The organism is Novosphingobium sp. KACC 22771, from assembly GCF_028736195.1.
Classification (GTDB): domain Bacteria; phylum Pseudomonadota; class Alphaproteobacteria; order Sphingomonadales; family Sphingomonadaceae; genus Novosphingobium.
The window spans coordinates 1,259,944-1,272,579 of record NZ_CP117881.1 but is presented as its reverse complement, the minus strand read 5'-3'; the positions used below and the strand labels follow the sequence as shown (position 1 = coordinate 1,272,579).

The 12,636-nt window shown below is 63.0% G+C and carries 9 protein-coding genes; 6 read left to right on the top strand and 3 right to left on the bottom strand.

The window, feature by feature from the left end:
• Positions 1–4 precede the first annotated feature (4 nt).
• Positions 5–1,111 (top strand): 3-dehydroquinate synthase, encoded by a 1,107-nt coding sequence (gene aroB, locus PQ467_RS05770; protein WP_274175588.1) that lies wholly within the window; start codon positions 5–7, stop codon positions 1,109–1,111.
• 204 nt (positions 1,112–1,315) lie between these two features.
• Here aroB and gorA read toward each other — a convergent pair whose 3' ends face one another.
• From gorA to pgi, 3 genes are all read right to left on the bottom strand, one after another.
• Complete coding sequence (gorA, locus tag PQ467_RS05765) at positions 1,316–2,662, bottom strand: glutathione-disulfide reductase (protein ID WP_274175587.1); 1,347 nt, start codon at positions 2,660–2,662, stop codon at positions 1,316–1,318.
• A gap of 91 nt (positions 2,663–2,753) precedes the next feature.
• Positions 2,754–4,727: an alpha/beta hydrolase family protein gene (locus PQ467_RS05760; RefSeq protein ID WP_274175586.1), complete on the bottom strand. Its 1,974-nt coding sequence runs from the start codon at positions 4,725–4,727 to the stop codon at positions 2,754–2,756.
• A gap of 156 nt (positions 4,728–4,883) precedes the next feature.
• On the bottom strand, positions 4,884–6,413 hold the full coding sequence (gene pgi, locus PQ467_RS05755) for a glucose-6-phosphate isomerase (RefSeq protein WP_274175585.1): 1,530 nt from the start codon (positions 6,411–6,413) through the stop codon (positions 4,884–4,886).
• Positions 6,414–6,653: 240 nt separating this feature from the next.
• Here pgi and lepB point away from each other — a divergent pair, with 240 nt between their 5' ends.
• The 5 genes from lepB to PQ467_RS05730 all read left to right on the top strand — a co-directional run bounded on the left by lepB (position 6,654) and on the right by PQ467_RS05730 (position 12,592).
• A complete protein-coding gene (gene lepB / locus PQ467_RS05750; RefSeq protein ID WP_274175584.1) occupies positions 6,654–7,514 on the top strand; it encodes a signal peptidase I in 861 nt (286 codons plus the stop codon).
• On the top strand, positions 7,511–8,242 hold the full coding sequence (rnc, locus tag PQ467_RS05745) for a ribonuclease III (RefSeq protein WP_274175583.1): 732 nt from the start codon (positions 7,511–7,513) through the stop codon (positions 8,240–8,242). The genes lepB and rnc overlap by 4 nt, the downstream gene beginning before the upstream one ends.
• Positions 8,243–8,247: 5 nt before the next feature.
• On the top strand, positions 8,248–9,153 hold the full coding sequence (gene era, locus PQ467_RS05740) for a GTPase Era (RefSeq protein ID WP_443193001.1): 906 nt from the start codon (positions 8,248–8,250) through the stop codon (positions 9,151–9,153).
• A 202-nt stretch (positions 9,154–9,355) separates the two neighbouring features.
• The gene (locus tag PQ467_RS05735) at positions 9,356–10,954 is read left to right on the top strand and encodes an ArnT family glycosyltransferase (RefSeq protein WP_274175581.1); all 1,599 of its coding nucleotides are present in this window, start codon (positions 9,356–9,358) and stop codon (positions 10,952–10,954) included.
• 9 nt (positions 10,955–10,963) lie between these two features.
• Positions 10,964–12,592, top strand: coding sequence for a hypothetical protein (locus PQ467_RS05730; RefSeq protein WP_274175580.1), 1,629 nt, complete (start codon positions 10,964–10,966; stop codon positions 12,590–12,592).
• The last annotated feature ends 44 nt before the right edge of the window (positions 12,593–12,636 follow it).

Sequence of the window (12,636 nt, the reverse complement as noted above, 5' to 3'; positions counted from 1 at the left end):
AACGATGCCGGTTATTCCTGTCGATATTGCGGGCCGCCCCTATGAAGTGCGCGTGGGCGCGGGTCTGATCGCGCGTCTGGCCGAGGAAGCGGGGGCGCGTTTGCGTAAACCCGTGGTGCCGGTCATCACCGATGCCAATGTCCATGCGGCATGGGGCGGCGCGGTCGATGCCTCCTTGGCGGCGGCGGGCAAAAAGGCGGCCTGGCATATCCTGCCTGCGGGCGAATCGACGAAAAGCTGGGCCAATCTGGTGGCGGTCGTCGATGGGCTGCTGGCGCTGGAGGTGGAACGGGGCGACCATATCATCGCGCTGGGCGGCGGGGTGATCGGCGATCTGACCGGCTTTGCCGCCAGCATGCTCAAGCGCGGGTGCCATTTCATTCAGGTGCCGACGTCGCTGCTGGCGCAGGTCGATTCGAGCGTGGGCGGCAAGACCGCGATCAACACGCCTGCGGGCAAGAATCTGGTCGGCGCGTTTCATCAGCCTTCGCTGGTGCTGGCCGATCTCGATGCGCTCGACACCCTGCCCCGGCGTGAACTGGCCGCAGGCTATGCCGAGGTGGTGAAATACGGGCTGATCAACGACCCGGAATTTTTCGCATGGTGCGAGGCCAATGGCGAGGGCATGCTGTCGGGCGACCGGGCGGCGCGGGAATATGCGGTGGCCTATTCGGTCGCGGCCAAGGCGCGCATCGTGGCGCAGGATGAGTTTGAGACCACGGGCCTGCGCGCCCTGCTCAACCTTGGCCATACGTTCGGCCATGCGCTTGAGGCCGAAACCGGCTTTTCCGACCGCCTGCTCCATGGCGAGGCCGTGGCTTTGGGCTGTGTGCTGGCGGCGCGGTTTTCGGCTCGGCGTGGGCTGATGGGCGCGGATGAGGCCGAGCGCGTGGCTGCCCATATTGCTGCGGTCGGCCTTCCCGCCGATGTTCGGGCGCTGGGGCTGAATGTGTCGGGGGCGCAATTGGCCGCCCATATGCTGCATGACAAGAAGGTCGATGCGGGGCGCTTGGCGTTTCTGCTGATGCGCGGGATCGGCGGGACGTTCCTGACCAAGGACGTGACGCTGGAGGAAGTTTCGGCGTTTTTGGCGGAAGAATTGGAAGGGTGAAAATGCGAGGGTCTAGACCCTCGCGCTCCCATTACTGTCTTTGTCACGCACTACCTAACCGTGAGCGCCAGATGGAAGCGCCGCAGGCATTTAATAGCCTCCGGCGGTGAAATCTCGCGCAAGGTTGAACCCATGGCGCAACAAAGACAGTATCGGGGAGCCACGAGGGGCTAGCCCCTCGTGATATAATCCCTTCACCCCTTCTTACCGCATCAACACCAATTCCTCGGCCATCGAGGGATGCAGCGCCACCGTATCGTCGAAATCCGCCTTGGTCAGGCCCGCCTTCACGGCAATGGCCACGGCCTGCAGAATCTCGGGCGCATCCGGCCCGATCATATGCACGCCCAGCACCTTGTCGCTCGCCGCGTCCACGATCAGCTTGTAGAAGCCCCGCTCGGCCCGCGTATGGAACATGTTCTTCATCGGGCGGAAATCGCTGGTAAAGACCTTGATCTCATGGCCCGCCGCACGCGCCGCCGCCTCGGTCATGCCCACGCCTGCCAGTGGAGGCTGGCTGAACACCGCGCTGGGGATATGGTCATAGGCAATGGTGCGGGGTTTGCCGCCGAACACGGTGTCGGCAAAGGCATGGCCTTCGCGGATGGCCACGGGGGTCAGTTGCACCCGATCGGTCACATCGCCCACCGCATAGATCGAGGGGCAGGAGGTAGCGTTATATTCGTCCACCGGGATCTGGCCATTCGCGCCCAGTTCGATCCCGGCGTTTTCCAGCCCGAGCCCCGGCGTCTTGGGCCGCCGCCCGGTGGCGACCAGCACGGCATCCGCCTCCATCGGCAGAAAACCCTTGGTGTTGACAAAAAACGAGCCATCGGACTGCTTGACGATGCTCTCGATCGGCGCGTCGAAACGGAACTCTACCCCGCGCGCGCGCATCATCGTCAACAGGCGGTCGGTCAGGCTGGAATCATAGGAACGCAGGATCTTGTCCGAACGGTTGACCACCGTGACATGCGCGCCCAGAGCATTGAAGATGCCCGCAAATTCCAGCGCGATATAGCCTGCGCCCTGAATCACCACGCGCTTGGGAAAGTTTTCCAGATGGAACACTTCATTGCTGGTGATCGCATGCTCATTGCCCGGAAATTCGGGCATCACCGGCCATGCGCCCACGGCCACCAGAATGTATTTCGCGCTGATCTCGCGCCCCGATGCCAGCCGAACCGCGTTGGGCCCGGCAATGGTGGCGCGCTCGTGGAAATGCTCAACCTTGTTGTTGTCCAGCGTGGAGGTATAGGCCCGCTCCAGCCGGTCCACATCGCTGGCCACGAAATCGCGCAAGGCCGCCCAGTCAAAGCTCTTTTCGCCCAGCGTCCAGCCGAGCTTGGCCGTATCGTGCAGTTCCTCGGCAAACTGGCTGGCGTAAACCAGCAGTTTCTTGGGCACGCAGCCGCGAATAACGCAGGTGCCGCCCACGCGGAACTCTTCGGCCACGGCGACGCGCGCGCCATGGCTGGCCGCGATCCTGCTGGCCCGCACGCCCCCCGACCCGGCGCCAATCACAAACAGGTCGTAGTCATATTCGGCCATTTTCAAACTCCACCGGGGGATATTTCACTTGCGCGCCGATATGGGGCCGGAACAAGGCTTTGCCAATAGATAGTATGCAACACTGACAATATTAATCGGCGGGATTGTTCTTTTTCAAAAAGGTCTCAATCGCCTTCAGCAATTCCAGCCGGTCCGCCTCGCGCGTGAAATAATGGTCCGCCTTGGGCAGCGAGACAAATTCCACCGCCTTGCCCGCCGCGCGCATTCTGGCCGCCATCGACGCCGACTGGCCATGATCGACCGTCACGTCCATCTTGCCATGGACCAGCAGCAGCGGCGCCTTGATCCGGTCCACCGCGTTGAGCGGCGAAACGGCGGCGAAATCGGGCGTCATGCGCTTCCACGCATCCTGATTGCGGTTGCCATAAAGCGAATTGCCCATGTCATTGACCTCGCGCCGCACGCTGGCCACGCCGGAAATCGAAATGCCGCATCGCCACAGGCCCGCATCGCGCGCCAGGCCCCACATCGTGGCATAGCCGCCATAGGACGCCCCCACGATGCAGGCCCGCTTGCCATCGGCAATGCCCTCCTTCACCGCCCAGGCCAGCGCGTCATTGATGTCATCCTGCATGGCCAGGCCCATCTGACCCTCGCCCTTGCGCTCAAACGCCTCGCCATAGCCGTCCGATCCGCGGAAATTGGGCTGGATCACGCCATAGCCAAGCTGGGCCACAAATTGCGCCCAGTAGTCATAGTCCAGCGTGTCATGCGCCCAAGGCCCGCCATGGGGCATCACCACAAAGGGCAGGTTTTTCGCAACCTTGCCCTTGGGCAGGGTCAGGATCGCCTCGATCTCCAGCCCGTCGCGCGCCTTGTAGCGCACCGCCTTGACCGGGTTGAGCGCCTGCCCCTTGATCCGGTCGGACAGATAGGCGATGCGGTGCAGCACGCCATCGTTGACGTCATAGAAGTAGATCGCGCCCGGCGCATCGGGCGCATCAATACGCACCAGCATCCTTGTGTGGTCGCGGTTGATGTCGATGATCCCCACCCGCCGCTCGGGCACCGCCTTGGCAAAGGCCGCCTGCGTTTCGGCCAGCACCGGGTCCAGCCAGACCCGCTTCTCCTCCTTGCCCGCCAGACGCAGGCCCAGCACCGTCTTGCGGTCCACATCGGTCCACGTGCCCTCGATCCAGCTGCCCTCGGGCGCGGTCCAGATCGTGCGCAGATCCTTTTGCGTGGCCACGTCCACCTCGAACAGGGCGGAGTGATTGTCCTTGTCATCATGGATCATCAGCGCGCTGCCCGGGCTGGCGCCAAAGCCGACCACCGAGATCAGATCCTCACGCTTGCGCCCGTCGGCGCGGTCCACAACGCGAAAGGGTTCACCCGCGCCGTTGCGATACATCACGCGCGACTTGCGGCTGTTATCGTCATAGCCATAGCCGATCCGCACCGCGCCATCGCCGTCGGTGAACCATGTCATGACATCCTCGCGCCCCTGCTGCACGATCGTCTTGCTGCCGGTTTCGACATTGAAGCGATAGACCGCAGGCCAGAAGTCGGCCGACAAATAGATCGAATTCTGCGCCGCTATCAGCGCGGTGGGCGAGCCGTCATGCGCGGTCCACAGGATGCGGTCGGCCGATTGCCCCTTGCTGTCCCAGAACAGCTTGGTGATCTTGCCGGTCGTGCGGTTGAAGTTGATGAGGCGGCTGACATAAAAGCGGTCGCCCTCGACCGGCTGAAGGACGCTGAGGCGGACCAGCAGATTGTCATTATTGACCCATTCCAGCCCATTCGCCTCGGTCATATCGGGAATGCCGATGCAGGAAGGCTTGCCCTGCCCTTCAAACAGCCCGACCGCGCAAATCCGCTTTTGCCCGCCGATGGCGAAAAGCCCGCCGATCCATTGCCCATCGGGCGAGAGCGCGGGCTGGGCCACAAAGGGCAGCACGGCAAAGTCGGCGGCATCAAGCCGGTGCTCGGCCTCGGGCGCCGGCGCCCCCTGCGCGATTCCTTGCGCGCTGACGCCCACACCAAGCGCCACGGCCAGCGCCAGCATGCCAGCGCATGCCCGGCCAAACTGCTTTACGATCATCAAACCCCCGCAGGCCGTATTGATCCGGCCAATATTTTGCCAGTGCGCAGGATAGCCACAGTCAATTGGGGAACTCAATGAAATTTGAAACAAAAATCGCGCTATTTCCGGCTGGAAACAGCGCGATTTCGTTCATTTTAACTTATGCCTTGCGCCTCAGCTTAACCCCGCCTCGGCCAGCAGCGCGGTGGTGCTGGCGTCGAACTGGGCCTCGCCCTTGTCGATGGCATTGGCGATCTGCTTGCCCAATTCCACGCCGAACTGGTCAAACGGATTGATGCCCAGCAGCACCGCATTGGCAAAAGTGCGGTGTTCATGGAAAGCGATCAGCGCGCCAAGGCTGGCGGGCGAGAGATCGTCGATCAGGATCGTGGCCGAGGGGCGGTTGCCGGGATAGGAGCGCGATTTATCCGCCGAATCCTTGCCCGCCATCAGCGCGGCGCCCTGCGCAAAGCAGTTCATCAGCAGGATGCGGTGATGGGCCGGGTCAAGCTGGTCGCCCGGCGCGATGCTGGCGATGAAATCGACCGGCACGGTGATGGTGCCCTGATGCAGAAGCTGGAAAACGGCATGCTGCGCGTCCGTACCCACCCCGCCCCAGGTGATCGGCGCCGAGGGGCCATCCAGCGGCGCGCCGTCAAAGGTCACGCTCTTGCCGTTCGATTCCATTTCGAGCTGTTGCAGATAGTCCGGCAGCAGCGCGAGGCGTTCGTCATAGGCAAAGCAGGCGCGCGTCTGGCAACCACGCAGGCGGGTGTAGAGCTGATCGGCAAAGGCCGCGCGCAGGGGCAGATTGTCCGCGCCCGAGGTGTTGGCGAAATGTTCGTCAATGGCTGCCGCGCCCGCGAGGAACTCGGCAAATTCGTCAAAGCCCAGCGCCAGCGCGACCGGGAAACCGATCGAGGACCACAGCGAGTAACGCCCGCCCACGCTTTCCGGGAAAGGCAGGATGCGGGTTTCATCCACGCCCCATTCCACCGCCTTTTCCGGCGCGGCAGTCAGCGCGACAACGCGACCATAGGGATCCTCAACACCGTTTTCCTTCAGCCAGTTGAGCGCCGATTTCGCGTTGGTCATCGTTTCGATGGTGGTGAAAGTCTTGGACGCCACCGCGATCAGCGTCGTGGCCGGGTCCGCCTTGGCAAAGGCGGCCTCCAGCGCGCAGCCGTCGATATTGGCGACCACATGCACCTCAACCACGCAGCCATCGCGGGTCAGCGCGTCAATCGCCAGCGCCGGGCCAAGCGCCGAGCCGCCGATGCCGATGTGAATCAGATGCTTGATCTCGCCCAGCGCGCCCTCGTGAATCGCAGCCACCAGCGAGGCGGTGCGCTGATGCAGGGCCTGGGCTTCCTCAACGCTGGTATCCTTGCCCACGCCGCGCTGGGCGGTATGTTCGGCGGCGCGGCCTTCGGTGTTGTTGATCTTTTCGCCGCCAAACAATTGGGCGCGGCGGCCGTCGAAATCCTGCGCCTCGGCCAAGGCTTCGAAGCCGGCGATATGCGCGTCATCCAGATGCATCTTGGACCAGTCGAAGCGGATGCCGCCCAGCCCTTCGCCCAGTTCGAAACGGGTGGACAGCTTGCTCAGGCGATCGGCATCGCCGGCGAACAATTCCGCCAGCGTGGGGCGAGGCAGGCCCGCCAGATGGTCCCATGCAGCCTTGACCGATTGGTTGGTGGACACGTTCGCTTCACTCCCGTCTTGCAGATGCGATCAGTAATTCGCCCGAACCTATGCCCTTTGCGCAAGGATTGGCCAAGGGTGCGCCGCAGCAATTTTCCTTTTATCGCCCGGCTGAATACGTTTTGTGACGCAAGGATGGCCCAAACATGCACGGTTCATCCCCCGCTCAGCCAAACCATGGCTTGACGCAGCGCTTCTTGGCCAACATGGCAGCACGGCCAGATTCAAGGATGAGCAAAGATGAGCCAAGCCGACCCCGCCGCCAAGCCCGGCGCCCAGCCCGGTAGAAAGCCGGAAAAACAGGAGGAGAACTTTTTCGTTTTCCTTATCAAGCTGGTGGTGATCGTCGCCGTCTTCCGCAGCTTCATCTTCTCGCCCTTTAACATTCCCAGCGAATCGATGCTGCCGCGTCTGGTCAATGGCGACTATTTGCTCGCCGCCAAATGGCCCTATGGCTATTCGCGCTATTCGATGCCTTTCAGCCTGCCGCTGATCCCGGGCCGCATTCTGGCCACCCAGCCCAAGCGCGGCGATGTGGTGATCTTCAAGGCGCCGCCGACCAATCAGGACGACTGGATCAAGCGCGTGATCGGCCTGCCGGGCGATACGATCCAGATGAAGGGCGGCGTCCTCTATATCAACGGCAATGCCGTGCCCAAGCAGAAGATCGAGGATTTCGAGATCGCCGTCTCGCCCAACACCTCCTGCTATCAGCCGCGCTATGGCATGAACGTGAATTACGAGACGGTGAAGGATGGCAAGACCATTTGCCACTATCCGCAATATCGCGAGACGCTGCCCGCCGACAATGGCAAGCCGGGCAAGAGCTATAACGTCCTCGACATGGAAACCACCCCGCAGGACAACACCCTGCCCTATATCGTGCCCGAGGGCGCGCTGTTCCTGATGGGCGATGACCGCGACAATTCGCAGGACAGCCGTTTCCCCGTCGAGGTGGGCGGCATCGGCTATGTGCCGCAGGGCAATCTGGTGGGCCGCGCCACCATCGTGATGTGGTCGACCGACGGATCGGTTTCGTGGTACAAGCCCTGGACCTGGCTGACCGCCGCGCGCTGGAACCGGATCGGGGGCACCTTTTGAGCAAGACGCTGACGACAAAGCCTGTCAACAATCCTGCGCTTCCTGATGCCACGCGGGAGTTTCTGACCCGCGTGATTGGCGTAAATCCCGATGGCGCTTCCGAATGGACCGCCGCGCTCACCCATGGCAGTTTTTCCGCGCAGAACAGCGCTCGCGGCAAGGGTATCGAAGACTATCAGCGGCTCGAATTTCTGGGCGACCGGGTATTGGGCCTGACGATTGCCGAATGGCTGTATGAAAGCGAGGGCTCGGCCGAGGGCCGCCTCTCGCAGCGTTTGAACGTGCTGGTCAGCCGCCAGATGTGCGCCACCATTGCCCGCCGCATCGGGCTTGGCGAACATATCCGCCTTGGCAAACAGGCACGCGATGATGGCGGATCGGACAGCGAGAATATCCTTGGCGATGTGATGGAAGCGCTGATCGGCGCGTCTTTTGTCACGCGCGGCTTTGAACCCACCCGCGCCCTGATCCGGCAATTGTGGGCCGAAGATGTCGGCGGGCGGGCGGGGCAAGCCAAGCACCCCAAATCCGCGCTTCAGGAATGGGCCGCCGGCAATCGCCGCAAGGCCCCCGAATATCGACTGGTCGATCGTTCAGGCCCCGATCATGCCGCCCGCTTTACCGTCGCCGTGGCGATCAAGGGTGTGGGCGAGGTAGAGGCCGTGGCCAACAGCAAACAGGAGGCCGAAACACAGGCGGCCGCCGCATTTTTAAGGCAATTTGGATGAGTGAAATCGCAGAATCTTGCGGCCTTGTGGCCGTGCTGGGCGCCCCCAATGCGGGCAAGTCCACGCTGGTCAATGCGCTGGTCGGGCAAAAGGTGGCGATTGTCTCCCAAAAGGCGCAGACCACCCGCGCCCGCCTGATGGGCATCGCGCTGGAGCAATCGGACAAGCACAACGCCCAGATCATCCTGGCCGACACGCCGGGCATTTTCGCCCCGCGCCGCCGCCTCGACCGCGCGATGGTGGCCGCCGCATGGGAAGGCGCAAGCGAGGCCGATGCCATCCTGCTGGTGGTCGATGCCGCCAAGAAGAACCGGCAGGGGCTGGAGGAGATCCTCGAATCGCTCAAGGGTCGCCCCGAGCGCAAGCTGCTCGCCCTCAACAAGGTCGATCTGTGCCCAAAGGAGCCGCTGCTGGTTCTGGCGCAGGAATTGACGCAGGCGGTCGATTTTGCCGAGGTGTTCTTCATCTCCGCCTCGACCGGCGATGGCGTCGCGCAATTGAAGGCGCGTCTGGCCGACATGATGCTCGAAGGCCCGTGGAATTTCCCGGAAGATCAGGTGTCGGACGCCTCGGAACGGTTGATGGCCGCGGAAATCACCCGCGAACAGCTCTATCGCCAGCTCCACGACGAGCTGCCCTATGACAGCACCGTGCGTCCCGAAAGCTATACCCACCGCAAGGATGGCAGCGTCGAGATCCGCCAGCAGATCGTGATCGCCCGCGAGAGCCAGAAGCCCATCGTGCTGGGCAAGCGCGGCGCGCGGCTGAAAGCCATCGGCGAGGCCTCGCGGGCCGAACTGGCCGAGCTGCTGGGGGTCAAGGTGCATCTGTTCCTGCACGTCAAGGTTGACGAAAACTGGGCCGATGCGCGCGAAATTTATGAGGAAATCGGGCTGGAATGGGTAAAATAAGGCCCGGCCTGCCGAGTTTTTGCAGGGCAGGCATATAAAGATTATGGCAAATCGGGCAAAAACTGCGACAAGACGGTTTGGTTCGATACCATAAATTGACGGCATAAAGGCAAATTTGGGCATCGGGGGTTGATCGCCTGACCGCAATGCAGATGGGGGTCTGTCGCGGTTATCAGGGGCGATCAGACGGACGGAGTGTTTGATGGTCGAATATATCGCAGAACTTCCGGCGAGGTTGCGGGGTGCGGCCAAGTCGGAAGCCTCGAAGTCCGCCCAGCCTGTGGTGGGCATGGGCGAAAAGGCTGCGCTGGGCGCGGTGCGCGGGGTCAATCTGCTGCTGATGGGCTTTGCCTATCTGGCGGTCGGGCTGCTGCTGCGCGGCGCCACGCTGGGCTATCCGATTATCCATATCGACGAGCAGTTCTATCTGCTGGTGGGCGAGCGCATGCTGCATGGCGCGGTGCCCTATGTGGACATTTGGGATCGCAAGCCGATCGGGCTGTTCCTGCTTTATGGTGCGATCCGGTTGCTGGGGGGCGACGGGATCCTGCAATATCAGCTGGCGGCGCTGGCCTGCGTGGCGGGCACGTCGCTGGTGATCTATCGCATGGCGCGCGAGATTGCCTCGCCGATGGGGGCATGGTGGGCCGGGGTGGCCTATCAATTGTTCCTTTCGGCCTTCTTCTGCTTTGGCGGACAGGCACCGGTTTTCTACAATCTGCTGATGGCTCTGGCGGGCCTTGGCATGATGGGCGTATGGACGGCCAAGACTGACCGGCGTCTGTTTGTCCATGGTCTGGCCATCATGGCGGTGGTCGGCGTCTCGCTTCAGATCAAATATACCGTAGTGTTTGAAGGCATGGCCTTTGGCCTGATGCTGATGGCGCGCGCGCGGGCGCTGGGCTGGTCGCATGGGCGGATTGTGGCGGCGGCGGTCGGCTGGGCGGGCGTGGCGCTGGTGCCCACGCTGGCGGCGTGGGGCGCCTATATCGCCATGGGCCACGGCATGGCCTTTGCGCAGGCCAACTTCCTTTCGATCTTTGACCGGCATGAGGAATTCGACGGTTCGCTCTTCCGACTGTTCAAGGAATCGCTGGCGCTGCTGCCGGTTTGGGCGGCGCTGTTTCTGGCCCCGCGCCAAATGCCGCCGGTGCGCTATGCCGCCCGCCCGGCCCAAACTTTCCTGCGCATCTGGGCGGCGGTGGCGGTGGGCGGGTTCCTGCTGTTTGGCACATGGTATGACCATTATGTCGCGCCGCTGCTGGTGCCGCTGATGGCGCTGGCCGCGCCCGCGCTGGGGCGCGGGCGGCCGTTCCGCTGGTACACGCATTTCATGCTGGGCATCGGCATGGCCGCGGCCGCCGTGGTCACGATCTACAACACGCGCCATCATGGCACGACCGAGGAAACCGAGCTGGCCGCCGACATGATCCGCAGCGCGGCCGCCACGCCCAATGGGCAGGGCTGCGTCTATATCAATGAAGGCGATCCCATCCTCTATCACATGACCAATGCCTGCTTTGCCACGCGCTATGTCTTTCCCAATCACCTGAACAATATGTCCGAAAAGTTCGCCTTGGGTGTGGATGCCAATGACGAGATGCGCGCCATTCTGGCCCGCAGGCCGCAGGTGATCGCCATGCTGGAAACGCCCTTCTCCAAACCGGTCAACTGGCAATCGCGCAAGATCCTGATGGAAGGGCTCAAAGAACATTACCGCCCGTTCGCCGATCCGTTTATCGGCAGCCGCCATTATCAATTGTTCGTGCTGAAAAACGCTGCGACCAAACCGGGACATTAACACCTCTGCATGCCCCTTTCCGTTTTCAGCCTGCGACGCCTGATGGGCTCGCCCCGTTTTGTGCGTTTGATCATCGGCGTCTTTCTGCTGGGCCTTGTGCTGGCCATCCTGACGCCGGTATACAGCGATGAGATCGGATGGCGGCTGCAGGAGCGCGCCTGGCTGGACGGGGTGGACAAGCTCTATTCCGAGCAATGCGGACCCTCCACGCTGGCCCGCCCCCTGTGGTTCATGTGGCCGGCGCGGTGGTATTCGGGGTTTTTCAACTCCGCTTTTCCCGATCCCTTCTGGGTGCGGTTTTCAGGCGTGCTTTATGCGTTGGGCTGGACGGGGCTGTTCCTGTCGCTGATCCGTCGCATGGCTGCGGGCGCGGCGCAGTGTCGCGCGGTGGTGGTGCTCGCGCTGGGCCTGCTGGGCCTTGGCACGCTGCCGCTGCAACTGGTGTGGAGCCGCCCCGAGCAGCCGATCCTGCTGGCGGCGCTGGGCGCCATGCTGGTGGCCTGGGATGGGTATAGGCGGGACGGGCGGCGGGGGGGCGCGTGGTGGCGGCCGGTGGTGGTGGCTGCCTTGGCCGGTATTGCCCTGTCCTATCATTTCAAGGCGCTGGTGCTGGTGCCTCTCTTCCTGGCCTGTATCGCGGCGCAGCGCGGCCCGGTAGCATGGCGGCTGATCTGGGGGGCCGCGCTGCTGGCGCTGGCCGCCGCATCGGCCCATTACTGGTTTGCCCGCCTCTCCTGCCCTGCTGACGCAATATTGGCCACGCAACATGCGCAGCAAAGCCTGCATTACGACGGCAGCCTACTGAAACTGGCGCTGCGCGCGCTGGCCAATGACAATCTGCCCGCCTATGTCACGCTGGCCGCGCCCGATGTGACGCCCATGTCGCATTGGCTGCCCTATCATCTGGTGACCAAGCCCGAGCAGATCGGCTGGTCGGCGGTGATGATCGCCTTGTGGTTCATCGCCTTTCTGCTGGCCGGGGGGGCGCTGTGGCGCGTGGTGCGGGCGGGCGGGATGCGGGCGATCCTCGATCTGCAGGTGGTCTTCGCGCTGCTGCTGTTTGGCATCGCCTCGGCCTATGCCTCGGTGCAGATGGTGCGCAATTGCTATGAGGCCGCCTTTGTCCTGCCGCTGCTGGCCATGTCCTTTGCCTGCGCGCTCTGCGCCGGGCCGGAGGCCACGCCGCGTCTGCAAACCATAGCCGCCATCACCGGCCTCGCGATGCTGCTCAGCATGGTGTTGGTGGGTGCGATCTATGGCCCCTCGCTGGTTCAGACCACGCGGGCCAGCGGCTATCTGGAGCAGCAGCCGCTTTCCATCCCCGTTTTCCATTATGACCGGGCCAGAGCGACGATCCGCAAGGCCGCCGCGCTGTGCGGGATCAATCCCGACAATCATCAACAGCGGTTGCTGATTGATGACGCCACCTATTTTGCCTTTATGCAGACGCGCCTGCCCGATCATCATATCTCGGTGCTGGATCCGCAATGGCGCGGCGCGATCAGCGATCCTCTGGCCTATCTGAAAAGTCAGGGCATGGATGGCGCCGTGGTCCATTGCCGCTTTCTCGACCCCGCCACCCGCCGACGAGCACGCGCATCAGGCGAGGTCTGCTGCCTGTCGCGCGCGATGTTCTGACGCATCAGCCGGGCCTGAAATGGCACAACCCGCTTCGATGCGAA